This window comes from Streptomyces sp. NPDC047982 (assembly GCF_043204165.1).
Taxonomy (GTDB): Bacteria; Actinomycetota; Actinomycetes; order Streptomycetales; family Streptomycetaceae; genus Streptomyces.
On sequence record NZ_JBIDBS010000027.1, the window covers coordinates 82223 to 99186 of the forward strand.

Genomic DNA, 16964 nt, shown 5'->3' on the forward strand with positions numbered 1-16964 from the left:
GTGGGTGCTCGTGCCCCTCGCGGCAATGCCTGCCGGTCACGGCACTCGGTGGGGTATCAGATGGTGTTCCGGTACGGCGGCATGAAGCGCGTCCGCGGCATCTGGTCGGCCAGCACTCCCCCGTCGACGACGATCCGTGCCCCGGTGAGATAGGCCCCCGCGTCCGAGGCGAGCAGCAGCAGCGCACCCACGCACTCGTCGGGCCGCGCGTACCGGCCGAGCGGGATGCGTTCGCGGTACGCGTCCTCGAACGCCTCACGGTCGAAGGGGAATTCACCGTCGATGGAGGTCTCGACCATGCCGGGGGCGAGGGTGTTGGCGGTGATGCCGTGCGGGGCCAGTTCCACCGCCAGGGTCTCGGTCAGCAGTTGGGCGGCGGCCTTGGAGGCGTTGTAGTGCGCCAGGCCCGCCTCCGCCACCAGGGCGTTCTTCGAGGTGACGGTGACGATGCGGCCCGCGACGCCGTCCGCCGTCATGTGTTCGGCGACGCGCTGGCTGAGGAAGAAGACGGCGTCGACGTTGACCCGCATGATGTGCGACCAGCTCGCGGGCGTGATCTCGTTGAAGCGCTCCAGGGCCGCCGTGCCGGCGTTGTTGACGAGGATGTGCAGCGGTCCGGCCTCGGCGCGCACGGCGTCGGCGAAGCCGGGCAGCGCGTCGATGTCCGCGAGGTCCTGTCCGTACACCCGGGCACGGCGGCCGAGAGCCTCGATGTCCGCCGCCGTCGCGTCGATCCCCTCCGCGCCGGGCAGGTCGACCAGGACCAGGTCGGCGCCCGCCTCGGCGAGCCCGACGGCGAAGGACCGGCCCAGGCCCCGGGCGGCACCGGTGACGACCGCGGTGCGTCCGGTCAGGTCGAAGCGGTCGTGGGGGCGGTGCGGGGCGGCTGCGGTCATGGCGGGGTTCCTCCAGGCGGAGACGTACAGGGGAGCGGGGACGTACGGAGAGCGGGGCGTACGCGAAGGGGGGCCGCCGCGCGGGACACAGGGGGTGGGTGCGCGGCGGCCCGGCTGCCGGTGCGGCGGACGCGGACGGGGGGCGTCCGGCCGCCGCACCGGCAGGTCCACGGGAACGGCCGGGTCGGAGGCTGTCGGGTGACCTCGTATCGCGGGTTCGCCCGGCGGCCTCTCAGCCGTTCAGGCCCAGCAGGTCCAGCGACGGCCGGCGGATGATCTCCTCCACCGCGTCCACGTCGAGCGGCGGCAGCCCCGGAATGCCGGGGACGCGGGCGATCTCCCGCAGCCCCCTCACCGAGTCGTCGACCGTCGTGAACGGGTAGTCGCTGCCGAACATCAGCTTGTGGAAGACCCCGTAGTCCTGGACCAGCCGGAGGCTGTGCCAGAGCTGGAAGGGCCGGTAGTGCAGGGCGCTGATGTCCGCGTACACGTGCGGGTGCTTGCGGATGACCGCGATGCACTCGCCCTCGAAGGGGTGGCCGAGATGGGCGAGGACCATCCGCAGCTCGGGGTGGCGGATGGCGACGGCGTCAAGGTGGCGGGGCATCGCCCACTCCAGGGGCGCCGCCGACACGAAGGTCGTGCCGGTGTGCACCAGGAGCGGGAGCCCGTGCCGTTCGGCGTAGCCGTACAGCTCGTCGTACTCCTCGGCGGCGGGGTCGAAGCCCGCGTACATCGGCATGAGCTTGATGCCGCGCAGGCCCAGTTCCTGGTGCCCGTAACGGAGTTCGCCCTGCCAGCCGGGCTGGGTGGGGTCGAGGGAGAGATATCCGATGAGCCGGTCCGGGTGCTCTCCCGCGTACGCCGCCACGGCCGCGTCGTCGACCCACAGTCCGCTGCGCCGCGCCTTGCCGCCGACGACGATCGTGCGGGTGCCCTCGGGGGCGGTGGCCGCGTACTCCTCCCACGTCACCGTCAGGTCGACCTCGCCCGCGTGGGCGCGGGCGGAGTCGGACCTGAACGGGTCGGTGAAGTCGTGGCTGTGCCGGAAGAGGTGCGAGTGGACATCGACGATCATGTCCGGTTCCGCTTCTCCCAGCCGTCCGCGAACATGTTCCAGAACCGGTGGCTGGGCGGGTGCTCCTCGAAGACCTCGTCGACGAGCTCGACACCGAGCCCGGGGGCGGTCGGCAGGCCGATGTGGCCGTCGGTGATCGGGAGGGTGCCCTTGAGCGCGTCGAAGACGTAGTCCTCCAGGAGTCCGTCGAAGGTCTCCAGGATCTTGAAGTTGGGGATGCCGAGCGTCGCGTGCACCGAGACGGTGGTGCAGAGCGGCGAGTTGGAGTTGTGCGGGGCCACCAGCATGCCGTGGGTGTCGGCGATCGCGGCCAGCTTCCTGACCTCGGTGAGGCCACCGGCCATCGAGAGGTCGGGCTGAATGATGTCGACCGCGTTGGTGGCGAACAGCTGCTTGTACTCGTAGCGGTTGTGGAAGTGCTCGCCGCCGGAGATCGGGAACGCGGCGCGCTGCCGCAGCTCCGCGTAGCGCTCGATGTGGGTCCAGGGCATCGGCTCCTCGAACCAGCCGATGTCGAACGGTTCCAGCTCGCGCACCAGGCGGGCGGCGGTCGGCATGGCGAACCGGGCGTGGCCCTCGACGAACAGGTCGACGTCCGGTCCGATGGCCTCGCGGACCGCGGCCACCAGGTCGACGGAGCGGCGCAGTTCGGCGCGCTCCAGTTCGTGCAGGCCGGGACCGAACGGGTCGAACTTGAGGGCGGTGAAGCCCTTGGCCACGGTCTCCTTCGCCTTGGCGGCGAAGGTCTCGGGTTCGCGTTCACCGGTGTACCAGCCGTTGGCGTACACACGGACGCGGTCGCGGCAGGCGCCGCCGGTGAGGCGGTAGGCGGGCACCCCGAGCGCCTTGCCCATCAGGTCGTACATGGCCTGGTCGAGACCGGACAGGGCGATGCCGCCCATGTCGCCGCCGCGCAGGAAGTCGCCCTGGTAGACGCGGAGCCACAGCTCCTCGACGTCGAAGGGGTCGGCGCCGACGAGATGCCGCTGGGCGATCGACTCGGTGAGGGCGCAGACCTCGCGGACCCGGTAGGGGTGGGTGATCTCGCCGATGCCGGACAGGCCCTCGTCGGTGTGCACCCGGACGTAGCCGAAGTCGCGCCAGGCGGTGCCGAGCATCAGGGTCTCGACGCGGCTGATGCGTCCGGCGGGGCCGGCCGGGCGGCTGCTGTTGACGGTGAGCATCAGCGGGTCGCCCCGCCCATGGTGGAGGTGTTCTCCAGGTCGCGGGCGCCTCCGTCGGCGAGGACGGCCTCGACCGCGGCCTCGGTGCCCTCGATGAGTCGGTCCACGTCGGCGTCGGTGTGGGCGTAGCTGATGTGGCTGCGCTTGAGGTTGAGCGGCAGCTCGAACAGGCCGTGCTCCAGGAGCCTGCGGCGGTAGCCGACGAACAGGGAGGCGTCGTTGTTCAGCAGGTCCGCATAGGTGCGGGGGGACTGGCCGGGCATGAAGTAGCTGACGAAGACGGAGCCGTAGCCGGTGACGACGGCGGGGACGCCGAGGCGCTCGTACAGCCCGGTCAGTTCGGTGCGGACCCGCTCGCCGAGCCGGAAGACGTGCTCGTGCACGGGCTCCTCGCGAAGCTTGCGCAGCGTGGCGAGGGCGGCGGCGACGACGGACGGGTGCCCGTTGTACGTGCCGGCGAAGAAGGCGGGGGCGCCGGGGATGGTGGAGAAGAGGTCCATGAGGTCGGCGCGGCCGCCGATCGCGCCGACGGGGGCGCCGTTGGCGATGGCCTTGCCGAGGGTGGTGAGGTCGGGGGTGACGCCGCAGATCTTCTGCCAGCCGCCGATGTCGTGGCGGAAGCCGGTGATGACCTCGTCGAAGATCAGGACGCTGCCGGCCTTGCGGGTCTCCTCGCGCAGCGTGGTGAGGAATTCCTGGTACGGCAGGAGCGTGCCGACGTTGTGCGGGACGGGTTCGACGATGACGGCGGCGATGTCGGAGCCGTGCTCGGCGAAGGCGCGGCGGACGGCCTCGCTGTCGTTGAACGGCAGGACGAGGGTGGCTTCGAGGACCTCGGGCAGGATGCCGGTGGAGATCGGGTCGTGGCCGCCGACCTTGTCCGGGGCGGAGATGACGTTGAGGCTGACGGAGTCGTGCCAGCCGTGGTAGCAGCCCTGGAACTTGACGACGAGGCGGCGGCCGGTGGCGGCGCGGGAGACGCGCAGCGCGTGGAACGTGGCCTCGCTGCCGGTGCTGGTGAGCAGCACCCTCTCGATCGACGGGATCAGCTCGGCGAGCTGTTCGGCGAGGAGGACCTCGCCCTCGGTGACGCCGACGCCCATGTGGCCGAGGGTGGCACCGGCCTCGGCGGTGGCACGGGCCACGTCGGGGTCGTTGTGACCGAGCAGCGGCGGGCCGAACGCCGAGTGGAAGTCGATGTACTCGCGTCCGTCGGCGGTACGGAAACGCCCGCCGTCGGTGCCGGTGACGACGAGGTCGGTCAGTCCGGGAACGCTTCGCTGACCGCTGTTCACGCCGCCGGGTACGACCCGGCGGGCGCGCTCGGCGAGTCGGGCTCCGGATTCGTTGCCGGCCGGGCCTGAACTCATATCGCTTGCTCCTTGCGTCGAGAGTCGTCGGTTGTCGCGGGCCCTGCCCGGCCCGTGAGTCCCTGGCGCCATCCGCCCGGCAGTCGCCGCAGGAAGAGAGTGCTCCGTGGTGCGTGGGTGGTTCGTTTTTCCAAACGCTGTTCTGTAGAGCAGAACAGCGTTTGGATAGTACGACCGCCCCTGGGGACGGTCAACCCCCTTTCGGACAGCAGGCCGTCTGTTCTCGGCCTTTCTGCAGGTAGAGGCCCTCGTCGACCCCCTGCTCAGGCACTAAACTGTTCGGACATGAGGAACAGCTCTGCTGCAGAAGAACCGAAGTACTGGGTCAAGAGCGTGGCCAGGGCAGCGGACATCCTCGAAGCGCTCGCCGCCCCCACGCAGGGGAACGGCCTGAGCGTCACGGAGGTCGCACATTCCTGCTCGATCTCCAAGAGCGCCGCCTTCGGCATGCTCCAGACCCTCCGCGCCTACGGTCTGGTCTCGGACGACGGCGAGGGCATGAACCGCCGCTACCGGCTCGGCATGAGCCTGGCCCGGCTCGGAGACCGGGCCCGCTCGCAGGTCTCCCTGCGCAGGGTGGCCCGCCCCGTCCTGAGCGAACTCACCCGGACCACCGGCATGGAGTCCCGGCTCGCGATCCCCGAGGACGGTTACGCGGTCGTCGTGGACCAGGTCGAACTCGAGCAGCGGGTCCGCCTCGATCTGCGGATGGGCCACCGCGAGCTGCCGCACTGCACGGGCCTGGGCAAGGCGCTGCTGTCCGCCATGCCGCAGAGCGAGGCCGCCGCCGTCGTCGACCGGTCCGGACTGCCCGGGCGCACCTCCCGCACGATCACCGACCGGGACACGCTCCTGGCGCACCTGCGGGACATCGCCCGGCTCGGCTACGCCCTGGACGACGAGGAGGACGCGGAGGGCGTCATCTGCATCGGCGCCCCCATCCTCGACGACCGCTCGGTGTGCGCCGGAGCCGTCTCCATCACGGGCCTCAAGCTCGGTCTGCCGGCCTGGCGCTACCAGGAACTGGGCGGCCAGGTACGGGACGCGGCCCGGCGGATCAGCCGCTCCCTCGGCTGGATCGACGACGCGGGGGACGCCTCGTCCGCCTCGTAGGAACGGGTCGACGTGTGCCCCGTCGCGCCGCCCGGCAGAGCAACTGACGAGGCGTTCCGGCAGATTCGGGTCTTGACCGATCGGCACAACCCGCCGTAGGTTCCCTGCCAACCGCGAGGACATCTTCCCGTCATTCGCGCTTCACACTCCTTTCCGGTCTGCTTCCGACGCCTGCCCACCGCGTCCGGAACCTCCGACGACCGGACCTCTTCAGCCATCCGCCTCTCGGCAGTCCATCGCAGGAACGCTCCCCCATCCCCGGCGCTTCTCGGAAGGCGAAGTCCGCATGAGCGTTCCGCATCACCCCACCGCCCCGTCGTCCCGTCGTGCTGTGCTGCGGGCTTCGGGTCTGGCCGGTCTGGTCGTGGCGTCCACGGCCGTGGCGTCCGGCAGCGCGCAGGCCGCGCCGGCCCGCGCGGGCGACGTCCTGCGGGTCGACACGGTCGCCGCGCTGCGCGCGCTGAACACGAAACCGTATCCCGACGGCACCCAGGTCCTGGTCGCCGGCCACCACACCCCCGGCGACGGCGGCGGCATGGCCGTGCGCTGGCACAAGAAGTCCACCACCGCCCACAACGGCGGCACCGTCATCGCCCCCGACACCGAGCACCCCGGACCCGGCCGCTGGCACCAGCTCCACACCGGCACCCTCGACTTCCGCACCTTCGGCCACTTCGACGCGAAGAACCCCGCCGACGCCGCCCTCGACGCCATGATCGCCGACGACAGCGTCCACCGCATCGAGGCCCACACCGATCTCCTGTTCACCCGACGCCACCTCTTCGACCGCTCGAACATCGAACTCGACTTCGGCGGCCACCGCATACGCACCGAAGGCATCGAGAAGAACACCCACGACAACCCCTTCGGCGCCGTCCTCTCCTTCCGCGGCACCGTCACCGACACCACCGTCGAGCACACCCTGAGCGCGGCGATGCCGGACCTCTCGGACCTCTTCGAGGTCGGCGACTCCTCGAAGTTCGCGGTGGGCCAGTGGTGGGCCGTCGAGGTCAACGCCCTGGCCGGCAAGTACGAGAAGGAGATCCAGCGTCTCGTCCAGGTCACCCAGGTCGTCGACGGCACGCACATCCGGGTCAACTACCAGATCGGCTGGGACCTGGCCGCGGGCCGACGGCTCACCTGGACCCGGATCGAGCCCGTACGCAACGCGCACGTGCGCAACATGGTCTTCGAGGGCTGGGGCGACGACGAGATGTCCGGCTCGCACCCGGTCGCGTACGAGTACGCCGTCCGCTGCGACGTCTCCGGGATCGAGGCGATCGGCACCTTCTGGCCGGTGGTGATGCGCCGCTGGTGCACGTACTACCGCACCGAGCAGTGCTCGCTGACCAACCCGAAGTCCGTCACGTACGGCGGCGCCGGCTACCTCACCCAGCAGATCTACTGCCTGTACGGGCACGTCGAGGACTGCCACACCTCCAACGCCCGCCACCTGAACGACTTCACCGCCTCCGCGTACTGCTACGTGACCAACTGCCACGGCGACGGGGACGACGAGGGACCGTTCGTGACGCACGGTCAGTTCGAGCACGACCTCGTCTACACCGGCAACTCGGGTCTGATGACCTTCGCCAACTCCGGTGCGGCGTGGGGCGGCAGGGCCAAGCGGATCACGGTGCGCCGGCACGCCTGCTCCTGGTTCGTGGCCCGCGTCAAGATCACCGATCTGACCCTGGAAGACGTCCTGGTCATCGGGAAGAAGTCGCTGTCCGGCTCCGGAATGCTCTGGGTCAACGCCGACGGCGTACAGATGCGCGGCTGCACCGCCACCGGCCCGCTGATCGTGTCCCGGGCCTCGGACCTGTCCGCCCGCCCCAACGTGATCGCCGACTCCTCGTTCTCCTTCGCCGCGGGCGCGGAGATCACCCAGGCGAACGCGGCCGCCCCGATCACCCTCCAGCGCACCACGCTGAAGGGCGTCGACGGCGCGGTGTTCAACGGCACCGGGCCGCTCGTCCTGGACCAGTGCGTCCTGACCGGCTCCAAGGACGCCGCCCCGGTCTCGCTCAAGCACGCCGACATCACCGTCCTCGGCGGCGAACTCCGCGACACCGGGTTGAAGCTGGCCTCCGACAAGGACCAGCGGCTGCGGATCGACGGCACACGCCTGAACGGCACCAACAAGGACGGCGCCCTGCTGACCCGCACCGGCGCCGGACGGACCGTCGACTGGCAGCTCACCGGCCTCGACTCGACCGCGCCCAAGGGCACCGCCCACGTCCTGGTCACCGAGGGCCCCAACCGCTACCGGGCCACCGGCTCCACCTTCACCGGCGGCCGGCTCGAACTGCGGCCCGCGGCGTTCACCGGTGCCGGCAGCCATCTGCTGCACACCGGCTGCGTCGAGGACGGCACCGAGCGCACCGCGCTGCCGGACGAGGGCGACCGCATCTCCCACACCGCGGCCACGCTGCGCTTCTGACCACGTGAGGGCCTCTCGCCCGGATCATGCCGGGCTCGCGGGGGCTGGCACGCACGCGCGCACCAGACCCCGCTGCCTGACCCGGCCTGATCCACACGACAGGCCCTCCCCCACCGAGCACCAGGGATTCCCCGTGTCCACGCATACCCCGATCACCGGCCGGCCCGTCCGCGTCGCGCTCGTCGGCGCCGGCAACCGCGGTCTGACGTACGCCGAGTGGATCAAGGCGCACCCCGAGCGCGCCGAACTCGTCGCCGTCGCCGATCCCCGCCCCTCCGCGCGGGCCGCCGCCGGCGCCCCCGTCGAATTCGACGACTGGCGCCCGCTCGTCGAGAACCGGATCGCCGACGCCGTCGTCGTCGCCACCCAGGACCGCTTCCACGTGGAGCCGGTGCTGGCCCTGGCCGAGGCCGGCTACGCGATCCTCGCCGAGAAGCCGCTCGCCCCGACCGAGGAGGAGACCCGTCGGATCGTCGAGGGCGTGGAGCGGGCGGGCGTGCTGTTCGCGGTGTGCCACGTCATGCGGTACACCCCCTACACCGACCTGGTGAAGAAGGTCGTGGACTCCGGTGTACTCGGGCAGCTGGTCTCCATCGACCACCTGGAACCGGTCGGCTGGTGGCACTACGCCCACAGCTATGTGCGCGGCCCGTGGCGCAGCGAGAAGGACTCCTCCCCGATGCTGCTCGCCAAGTCCTGCCACGACCTGGACTGGATCACGTACGTCATGGGCGGCCGGATCGAGCAGGTCACCAGCTTCGGCGGGCTCAAGCACTTCCGGCCGGAGAACGCCCCGGCCGGGTCCGCCGAGCGGTGTCTCGACTGCGCGGTCGAGCCCGGGTGCCCGTACAGCGCGCCGAAGCTGTACCTTCCGACGCTGCGCGAGAAGGGCGCGGTCTGGCCGGTCACCCACGTCACCGAGGCGACCGACGAGGCCGGGCTGCTGCGGGCGCTGCGCGAGGGGCCGTACGGCGTCTGCGCGTACCGCGGCGACAACGACGTGGTCGACCACCAGGTCCTGGCCATGCGGCTGACGGGCGGGGTGACCGCCACCTTCCAGATGGTTGCCTTCACCGAGCAGACGCACCGGCAGACCCGGATCTTCGGCTCGCACGGCTGGCTGATCGGTGACGGCGAGCGGGTCACCGTGCAGGACTTCCGTACCGGCGAGTCCACCGTCCACGAACTGGGCGCGTCCGGGTCGAACGCGGCCGACGGGCACGGCGGCGGGGACGCCGCGCTCGTCGAGGCGTTCGTCACCGCCGTCGCCGACGGCGACGCCGGGGCCGTCCGCTCCGGTCCCGCCACCTCGCTCGGCAGTCATCTGGCGGCGTTCGCCGCCGAGCGCGCCCGGCACACCGGCACCGTCCAGACGGTGCCCGCCCGGTGACGTCCCACCGGACGTCGTCCCCTCTTCCCTCTTCCACCCTCACGTCCTCGGAGGACCCCCTCATGTCCCGTCTTCTCACCCGTCGTTCCAGAGTCCGCGCCGTCGCCGCCCCGGTCGTGGCCACCGCGCTCGCCGTCGGTGTGCTGGCCGGCTGTTCCAGCGGCGGCGACGACAACACCGTCACCATGTGGACCTACCCGGTCATCTTCGACGAGGCCAAGAACAAGGCGTACTGGGACGGCCTGATCAAGGCGTTCGAGAAGGAGCACGCGGGCGTCAAGGTCAAGGTGGAGACCTTCCCGTGGGCCAACCGCGACACCGCCCTGGCCACCGCGATCGCCTCCGGCAAGGGCCCGGACGCGGTCTACCTGGTCCCGGACCAGCTGCCGAAGTACGCCAAGAACATCGTCCCGGCCGATGAGTACATGCCGTCCGACGCCAAGTCCGACTACACCGACTTCGCGCTGTCGTCCGTCACGATCGACGGCAAGGCGCTCGCCACCCCGATCCTGACCAGCGCCAACCCGCTGATCTGCGACAAGCGGGTGTTCGACGCGATCGGCGAGAAGAAATACCCGACCACCTGGGCGGACCTGGAGGCGCTGGCCCCGAAGCTGAAGGCGAAGGGCTACTACGCCACCAGCCACAGCGGTGACACCCAGCAGACGCTGAACATGACCTTCTACCCGCTGCTGTGGCAGGCCGGCGGCGACATCTTCTCCAAGGACGGCAAGACCGTCACCTTCAACGACGCGGCCGGCGTCAAGGCGCTGACGTATCTGAAGAAGCTCGTCGACGGCGGCTACACCGACAAGGACATGATCACGACCACGCCCAAGCTGGAGCAGACCCCGATCGCCAAGGGCAAGGTCGCCTGCACCTGGCAGAACGTCCCGGCGGACGTCGAGCCGTTCTGGGGCAAGGAGAACATCGTCGTCCAGCCGCCGCTGAAGGACGTCAAGTCGGTCGGCTACGGCACGATCGGCGCCCTGTCGATGCTGAAGGGCGCCGACAAGAAGAACACCGGCGACTGGCTGAACTTCGTCGCCGAGTCGAAGAACGCGGCCGGTCTGCAGAAGGAGGCGGGCTACTTCCCGGCCCGGAAGTCCGGCGGCGACCTGTACCCGGGCGACGCGCTGCAGACGGCGGTCGGTGCCACGCTGCCGAGCATGACCGTGGGCCCGCTCCAGGACAAGTCCCGTGAGGTCCAGGGCGTGCTCGCGCCGGAGATCCAGGCCGCGCTGCTGGGCAAGAAGAGCCCGCAGGAGGCGCTGGACGCCGCGCAGAAGGCCGCGCAGGCGCTGCTCGGCCGCTGATACCGGGTGCGGGGCCGCATCCGGCCGCACCCGGATCCCGGCCCCGCATCCCACCGGGGCGGTCCCGTCCGCCCCCGCCCTTTCCCCCGCACCGCAAGGAGATCCCCGTGGCAGTCGTCGCGGAACCCACCCGCCGGGGCCGTCGCAGCGGGCCGCATGCACGCCGCGAGGCCAGGATCGGCCTGCTGTTCGTCCTCCCGTGCTTCCTGCTCTTCGTCGCCTTCCGGTTCGGTCCGGGCATCGCCGGTGTGCTGATGAGCTTCACCGACTACACCCTGACCGGCGGCGGCAGCTTCATCGGCCTGGAGAACTTCACCCGCCTGTGGGACGACCCGCTGTTCTGGCAGGCGCTGAAGGTCACCGTCCTGTACACCGTGCTCGCCGTGCCGGGCACGCTCATCGTGTCGGTGTCGCTGGCACTGATCACCCGTCGCGCGTTCCGCGGCTCGAAGTTCTTCCGGTCGGTGTTCTTCCTGCCGGTCGTCACCTCGCTGGTGCTGGCCGCCACCGTCTTCGTCTGGATCTTCTCGACCGGCGGCCCGTGGTCGACGCTGATGGGCCTGTTCGGGATGTCCGAGGGCTCCTGGCTCTCCGACGACGTGCTGGTGCTGCCCGCGCTCGCGATCGTCGGCATCTGGTCCCGCTTCGGGTACGGGATGCTGATCCTGCTGGCCCGGATGCAGGACATACCCCGGGAGCTGGAGGAGGCGGCGCTCACCGACGGCGCCGGTGCCTGGCAGCGGTTCCGGTACATCGTGCTGCCGCAGCTCAAGCCCGCCCTGTTCTTCCTCGCCGTGATCGAGACGACGGCCTCCTTCCAGGTCTTCGACGCGGTGTACACGATGACCGGCGGCGGCCCCGCCAACGCCAGCTACACGCTCGTCTTCCAGCTCTACGACGCGGGCTTCAAGTACTTCGACCTGGGCTACGCCTCCGCCATCGGTGTCGCGCTGTTCGCGCTGACCGTCGTGGTCGCGCTGCTCCAGCGGCTCGTGATCGGGAAGGACCAGTGACCATGACCGCAGCACCCGCAAAGACCGGGACCCCGCCCCCGGACACGGCTCCCGCGACGTCCGACCGGGCCGCGCGCCGGGCCGAACGCCGACTGCGCAAGCTCGCGGAGCGCGAGACCGTCCCGCACGGCATGCGTCCCACCCGGGCCGGCCGGATCGGCCGCGCCGCCTTGCTGACGGTGGCCGCGATCGTCACGGTCTTCCCGTTCTACGCGATGGTCGTGCTCTCGCTGAAGCCGTCCGCGGCGGTCGAGTTCCCCGGCAGCCTGCTGCCGTGGCCGCTGAGCGGCGAGGCGTACGACACCGTCATGAACGCCCAGGACGTGCCGCGCTGGCTGTTCAACACCCTGCTCTACTCGGTCGTCTCCGTCGTCTTCGTGCTGCTGCTCGCCTCGCTCGCCGGGTACGCCTTCGCCAAGAAGCGCTTCCCGGGCCGGGAGACGATGTTCTGGTCGTTCCTGTCGATGGTGATGGTCCCGTACCACGTCACGATGATCCCGACCTTCGCGATGATCGCGAAGCTGGGCGGCGTGGACACCTACTGGGGTCTGATCCTGCCGACGCTGGCCAACGCCCAGGCGGTCTTCCTGATGCGCCAGTTCATCCAGGGGCTGCCGGACGAACTCTTCGAGGCGGCCCGGCTCGACGGCTGCAACGAGTGGCAGATCTTCTACCGGATCGTGCTGCCGCTGCTCAAGCCGATCCTGGCCACGCTCGGGGTGTTCGTCTTCCTGTGGCACTGGAACGACTTCCTGTGGCCGCTGGTCATCGGGCAGTCCACCGACATGCGCACCCTCACCGTCGGCATCGCCTCGCTCCAGCAGCAGAACGTGCCGCTCAATGTGGTGCTCTCCGGCTCCGTCATCGCGTTCGTGCCCATCTTCGCCGCGTACATGGTGGGCCAGCGCTACTTCACCGAGGGCGTCACCGCGTCCGGAATCAAGGGATAACAACGAATGTTCACCGATGAAGCCGCTCTGGAGGAGCGGCTCTCCACCCCCTCCCCCGCGCTCGTCGCCGACCTGGGCCGACTCGAAGGCGATCTGCTGGTGCTCGGCGCCGGCGGCAAGATGGGCCCCAGCCTGTGCAGACTCGCCCGCCGGGCGCTGGACGCCGCGGGCCGTTCGGACGTGACCGTGTACGCGGTCTCCCGCTGGTCGGACCGGGCCGCCGCCGACGCGCTGGAGGCCACCGGGGTCTCCACCGTCGCCTTCGACCTGATGGACCCGGCCGCCGACCTCGCCACATTGCCCGACGCCGGAAACATCGTCTTCATGGTCGGCGCCAAGTTCGGCTCCGCCGGGGCGCCCTCGCACGCCTGGGCGGTGAACGCCGCCATGCCGGACCGGGTGGCGCGCCGCTGGTCGAACGCGCGGATCGCCGCGTTCTCCACCGGCAACGTGTACCCGCTGGTGCCCGTCTCCTCGGGCGGCTGCACCGAGAGCGACCCCGTCGGCCCGGTCGGCGAGTACGCCATGTCGTGCCTGGGCCGTGAGCGGATCTTCGGTCACGCGGCGCTGACCCGGGGCACCCGGGTCGCCAACATCCGCCTCAACTACGCGGTGGACCTGCGCTACGGCGTCCTCGCCGACATCGCCTACCGGGTGCACGCGGGCGAGCCCGTCGACGTGACGACCGGTCACGCGAACGTGGTGTGGCAGGGATACGCCAACGAGGTCGCCCTGCGCTCGCTGCTGCACGCCACCGGCGGCGAGCCGTTCACCCTCAACCTCACCGGCCCGGAGACCGCGTCGGTACGCCGTCTGGCCCGGTGGTTCGGCGAGGAGTTCGACCGGGAGCCGGTCCTGGAGGGCGAGGAGGCGCCCACCGCGCTGCTCTCCGACGCGAGCCGCTGCCACGCACTGTTCGGCTATCCGGACGTCACCCTGCGCACCCTGGTCGAGTGGCAGGCAGACTGGCTGCGCCGCGGGCTGCCGCTGTCCGGCAAGCCCACCAAGTTCCAGGTCCGTGACGGAAGGTTCTGATTCCCCATGTCTCCCACTCCCCCCGCCCAGTCCGCCCCCACCCGCTCCTCACCCGCCCTGGATGCTCTCGCCCACGGCGCGGTGATCCCCGCCCATCCGCTGGCCCTGCACGCGGACGGCTCCTTCGACGAGCGGCGGCAGCGGGCGCTGACCCGCTACTACCTCGCCTCGGGCGCGGGCGGGGTCGCCGTCGCCGTGCACACCACCCAGTTCGAGATCCGTGAACCGGAGGTCGGTCTGTTCCGGCCGGTCCTGGAGCTCGCCGCCGAGACGATCGACGCCGAGGCCGACCGTCCGTTCGTCAAGATCGCCGGGGCCTGCGGGTACACGACGCAGGCCGTCGCCGAGGCCGAGACCGCAGCCGAGTTCGGCTACGACGCGGTGCTGCTCAGCCCGGCCGTGCCCGGAGCGGACGAGAAGGGCCTGCTGGACCGGGCGCGGGCGGTCGGCGAGGTGCTGCCGGTGATCGGCTTCTACCTCCAGGACGCCGTCGGCGGACGCTACCTGTCGCCGGGCTTCTGGTCCGCCTTCACCGACCTGCCGAACACGGTCGCGGTGAAGATCGCCCCCTTCGACCGGTACCGCACCGCCGACGTCATCCAGGCCGTCGCCGCCGCCGACCGCGCCGACGAGGTGGCGCTGTACACGGGCAACGACGACGACATCATCGGCGACCTGCTCACCCCGTACGAGACGGTGCACGGCACCCGGCGCTGGTTCGCGGGCGGGCTGCTCGGGCAGTGGGCGGTGTGGACGCGTTCCGCGGTGACGCTCCTCGACGACGTGCGCAGGGCGCGCGCGGGCGACCACGAGGCGATGGTGCGCTGCCTGACCCGCCGCGCCGAGCTGACCGACGCCAACAGCGCGGTCTTCGACGTGCTCGGCGCGTTCCGGGGCTGCATCGCCGGCGTGCACGAAGTCCTCTACCGCCAGGGCCTGTTGGCGAACATCCGGTGCCTGGACCCGGCCGAGACGCTGTCCCCCGGGCAGGCCGAGGAGATCAGCAGGGTGGCCGCGGCCTACCCGTGGCTGACCGATGACGCCTTCGTCGCGGAGCACCTCGATGCCTGGCTGTCCTGACCCGGCGACCACCCGGCGCGATCGGGTGGTCGTCGCCGTACCGCCCCGGCTGCGCGCCCAGTTCTTCGCCACCGAGGTGTGGCGGGAGCTGGAGCGGGCGGCGGAGCTGACGGTCCTGGACGACCACGGGGACCGCGCGGCGGTCGCCGCCGCGCTGCCGGGTGCCCGCGCGCTGATCACCGCATGGGGCTCGCCGAAGGTGGACGCCGGGCTGCTGGCCTCGGCGGACCGGCTGGAGCTGGTGGCGCACACCGGTTCGGCGGTCGCCCCGTACGTCTCCGAGGACGTGTTCCGGCGGGGCATCGCGGTCACCCAGGCCGGGGACGCGATGGCCCGCCCGGTCGCCGAGGTGGCGCTCGCGTTCACGCTCGCGCTGCTGCACCGCGTCCACCGCTTCGACCACGCGCTGCGCGGCGGGGCCGCGTGGGCGGCGGCGAGCGAGGCACCGCCGCGGCACGAGATCCACGGCAGCGACATCGGGGTCATCGGCGCCTCGCGCACCGGCCGCGCCTACATCGCCCTGGTCCGGGCGATGGGGGCGCGGGTGAGCGTCACCGACCCGTACCTGTCCGAGGCGGACGCGGAGGCGCTCGGCGTGCGGTCCGTCCCGCTGGAGACGCTGATGTCGCGCAGCCGGATCGTGGCCGTGCACGCGCCGGTGACCGAGGAGACGCACCGGATGATCGGCGCGGCTCAGCTCGCGCTGATGCCGGACGGGGCGGGCCTGGTGAACACCTCCAGATCGTGGCTGGTCGACGAGGACGCGCTGCTGGCCGAGCTGTCGTCGGGCCGGCTGGACGCGGCGATCGACGTCTTCGACGCCGAGCCGCTGCCCGTGGACCACCCGCTGCGCTCCCTGCCGAACGTCCTGCTCACCCCGCACCAGGCGGCGGGCACCGTCGAGTGCCGTCGGCGGCTCGGCGCGAGCGCCGTCGACGAGGTGCTGCGCCTGCTCGCCGGACGTCCCCCGGCGCACGCCGTCACCGTCGACGCCCTCGCCCGCCTGCACTGAGCCGCCCGCGAGAGCCCCGACACCCCTACCCCTTGAGAGAGTTCCTCCCCATGCGACTGATGCGCATCGGCGAGCCCGGCCACGAGCGCCCGGTCCTCGTCTGTCCAGAAGGCCGTCACTACGACCTGTCCGGCATCACCGACGACATCGACGGCGCGTTCCTCGCCGCACTCGCGGACAACCCGCACCTGGTCCCCGCCGAGCCCATGCTCCCCGAGGTCGACATCACCGGCGAGCGGATCGGCGCCCCCGTGGCCCGTCCCTCCGCGCTGCTGTGCATCGGCCAGAACTACGCGGCGCACGCGGCGGAGTCCGGGAGCGAGCCGCCAGAGCAGCCGATCCTGTTCTACAAGTCGCCGAACACGGTCGTCGGCCCGTACGACGACGTGCTGATCCCGCGCGGTTCGAAGAAGACCGACTGGGAGGTGGAGCTGGCCGTCGTCATCGGCCGCCGCGCCTCGTACCTGGACTCCCCCGCCGACGCCGCCGCGCACATCGCGGGCTACGCCGTCAGCAACGACGTGTCCGAACGCGCCTTCCAGCTGGAGGAGTCGGGCGGTCAGTGGTCCAAGGGCAAGAGCTGCGCCACGTTCAACCCGCTGGGCCCGGTGCTGGTGACGGCCGACGAGGTCGGGGACCCGCAGCGGCTGCGGCTGCGCAGCTTCGTCAACGGCGAGCCGCGGCAGGACTCCAGCACCGCGGACATGATCTTCAGCGTGGCGCATCTGGTGCACCACCTGTCGCAGTACCTGGTGCTGGAGCCCGGTGACATCGTCAACACCGGGACCCCGGAGGGTGTGGCGCTGTCCGGCCGCTTCCCCTACCTGGGACCGGACGACGTGATGGAGGTCGAGATCTCGGGCCTGGGACGCCAGCGCAGCGTCTGCCGGCCCGCCTGACACGGTCCGGACCGGGGGGGGGGGGGGGGCGCCCCCCCCCCGGGCGGGGGGCCCCCCCCCGCCCCCGCCCCCCCCCCCCCCCCCCCCCCCCCCCCCCCCCCCCGCCCTGGCCGCGGAACCCGGGGAGTTATCCGCACGGTACTGGCCGTCCAGGCGGTCGAGCCGTTCACGCGACCCCGGCCGTC

The 16964-nt window shown here is 71.3% G+C and carries 14 protein-coding genes; 10 read left to right on the plus strand and 4 right to left on the minus strand.

All coding sequences use genetic code 11. The annotated features are described in order from the left end of the window. Positions 1-56: 56 nt before the first annotated feature. The 4 genes from ACGF2V_RS27695 to ACGF2V_RS27710 all read right to left on the minus strand — a co-directional run bounded on the left by ACGF2V_RS27695 (position 57) and on the right by ACGF2V_RS27710 (position 4528). Entirely contained in the window at positions 57-896 is an 840-nt protein-coding gene (locus ACGF2V_RS27695) for an SDR family oxidoreductase (RefSeq protein WP_362630772.1), read from the minus strand. A gap of 232 nt (positions 897-1128) precedes the next feature. Continuing rightward, complete coding sequence (locus ACGF2V_RS27700; protein WP_362711202.1) at positions 1129-1974, minus strand: amidohydrolase family protein; 846 nt, start codon at positions 1972-1974, stop codon at positions 1129-1131. Then, positions 1971-3158, minus strand: a complete 1188-nt coding sequence (locus ACGF2V_RS27705; protein ID WP_362630766.1) for a mandelate racemase/muconate lactonizing enzyme family protein — start codon at positions 3156-3158, stop codon at positions 1971-1973. Before ACGF2V_RS27705 ends, ACGF2V_RS27700 begins: the two co-directional genes overlap by 4 nt. Next, positions 3158-4528: an aspartate aminotransferase family protein gene (locus ACGF2V_RS27710; RefSeq protein ID WP_362630764.1), complete on the minus strand. Its 1371-nt coding sequence runs from the start codon at positions 4526-4528 to the stop codon at positions 3158-3160. Before ACGF2V_RS27710 ends, ACGF2V_RS27705 begins: the two co-directional genes overlap by 1 nt. Before the next feature lie 285 nt (positions 4529-4813). On the opposite strand from ACGF2V_RS27710, the gene ACGF2V_RS27715 reads away from it, so the two are divergent. From ACGF2V_RS27715 to ACGF2V_RS27760, 10 genes are all read left to right on the plus strand, one after another. After that, positions 4814-5641 (plus strand): IclR family transcriptional regulator, encoded by an 828-nt coding sequence (locus ACGF2V_RS27715; RefSeq protein WP_362630761.1) that lies wholly within the window; start codon positions 4814-4816, stop codon positions 5639-5641. A 286-nt stretch (positions 5642-5927) separates the two neighbouring features. Further along, positions 5928-8084, plus strand: coding sequence for a peptidase C14 (locus ACGF2V_RS27720; RefSeq protein ID WP_389044854.1), 2157 nt, complete (start codon positions 5928-5930; stop codon positions 8082-8084). Between the two features lie 133 nt (positions 8085-8217). After that, a complete protein-coding gene (locus ACGF2V_RS27725) occupies positions 8218-9474 on the plus strand; it encodes a Gfo/Idh/MocA family oxidoreductase (RefSeq protein ID WP_362627376.1) in 1257 nt (418 codons plus the stop codon). Between the two features lie 62 nt (positions 9475-9536). Further along, a complete protein-coding gene (locus ACGF2V_RS27730) occupies positions 9537-10790 on the plus strand; it encodes an extracellular solute-binding protein (protein WP_362627373.1) in 1254 nt (417 codons plus the stop codon). A gap of 107 nt (positions 10791-10897) precedes the next feature. After that, entirely contained in the window at positions 10898-11803 is a 906-nt protein-coding gene (locus ACGF2V_RS27735) for a sugar ABC transporter permease (protein ID WP_362627370.1), read from the plus strand. Between the two features lie 2 nt (positions 11804-11805). After that, a complete protein-coding gene (locus ACGF2V_RS27740) occupies positions 11806-12753 on the plus strand; it encodes a carbohydrate ABC transporter permease (RefSeq protein WP_389044851.1) in 948 nt (315 codons plus the stop codon). A 6-nt stretch (positions 12754-12759) separates the two neighbouring features. Continuing rightward, positions 12760-13788 carry an NAD-dependent epimerase/dehydratase family protein gene (locus ACGF2V_RS27745; protein WP_362627366.1) on the plus strand — a complete coding sequence of 343 codons (1029 nt, stop codon included), beginning with the start codon at positions 12760-12762 and terminating at the stop codon, positions 13786-13788. A 6-nt stretch (positions 13789-13794) separates the two neighbouring features. Then, positions 13795-14868, plus strand: coding sequence for a dihydrodipicolinate synthase family protein (locus ACGF2V_RS27750; RefSeq protein WP_362627363.1), 1074 nt, complete (start codon positions 13795-13797; stop codon positions 14866-14868). Continuing rightward, on the plus strand, positions 14852-15880 hold the full coding sequence (locus ACGF2V_RS27755; protein ID WP_362627360.1) for a hydroxyacid dehydrogenase: 1029 nt from the start codon (positions 14852-14854) through the stop codon (positions 15878-15880). The genes ACGF2V_RS27750 and ACGF2V_RS27755 overlap by 17 nt, the downstream gene beginning before the upstream one ends. A gap of 50 nt (positions 15881-15930) precedes the next feature. Continuing rightward, complete coding sequence (locus tag ACGF2V_RS27760) at positions 15931-16779, plus strand: fumarylacetoacetate hydrolase family protein (protein ID WP_362627357.1); 849 nt, start codon at positions 15931-15933, stop codon at positions 16777-16779. The last annotated feature ends 185 nt before the right edge of the window (positions 16780-16964 follow it).

What these genes read in the sequence shown, in the direction of transcription:
- ACGF2V_RS27695 (WP_362630772.1), bottom strand. Translation starts at nt 896, where the DNA reads ATGACCGCAGCCGCCCCGCACCGCCCCCACGACCGCTTCGACCTGACC.
- ACGF2V_RS27700 (WP_362711202.1), bottom strand. Translation starts at nt 1,974, where the DNA reads ATGATCGTCGATGTCCACTCGCACCTCTTCCGGCACAGCCACGACTTC.
- ACGF2V_RS27705 (WP_362630766.1), bottom strand. Translation starts at nt 3,158, where the DNA reads ATGCTCACCGTCAACAGCAGCCGCCCGGCCGGCCCCGCCGGACGCATC.
- ACGF2V_RS27710 (WP_362630764.1), bottom strand. Translation starts at nt 4,528, where the DNA reads ATGAGTTCAGGCCCGGCCGGCAACGAATCCGGAGCCCGACTCGCCGAG.
- ACGF2V_RS27715 (WP_362630761.1), top strand. Translation starts at nt 4,814, where the DNA reads ATGAGGAACAGCTCTGCTGCAGAAGAACCGAAGTACTGGGTCAAGAGC.
- ACGF2V_RS27720 (WP_389044854.1), top strand. Translation starts at nt 5,928, where the DNA reads ATGAGCGTTCCGCATCACCCCACCGCCCCGTCGTCCCGTCGTGCTGTG.
- ACGF2V_RS27730 (WP_362627373.1), top strand. Translation starts at nt 9,537, where the DNA reads ATGTCCCGTCTTCTCACCCGTCGTTCCAGAGTCCGCGCCGTCGCCGCC.
- ACGF2V_RS27740 (WP_389044851.1), top strand. Translation starts at nt 11,806, where the DNA reads ATGACCGCAGCACCCGCAAAGACCGGGACCCCGCCCCCGGACACGGCT.
- ACGF2V_RS27745 (WP_362627366.1), top strand. Translation starts at nt 12,760, where the DNA reads ATGTTCACCGATGAAGCCGCTCTGGAGGAGCGGCTCTCCACCCCCTCC.
- ACGF2V_RS27750 (WP_362627363.1), top strand. Translation starts at nt 13,795, where the DNA reads ATGTCTCCCACTCCCCCCGCCCAGTCCGCCCCCACCCGCTCCTCACCC.
- ACGF2V_RS27755 (WP_362627360.1), top strand. Translation starts at nt 14,852, where the DNA reads ATGCCTGGCTGTCCTGACCCGGCGACCACCCGGCGCGATCGGGTGGTC.
- ACGF2V_RS27760 (WP_362627357.1), top strand. Translation starts at nt 15,931, where the DNA reads ATGCGACTGATGCGCATCGGCGAGCCCGGCCACGAGCGCCCGGTCCTC.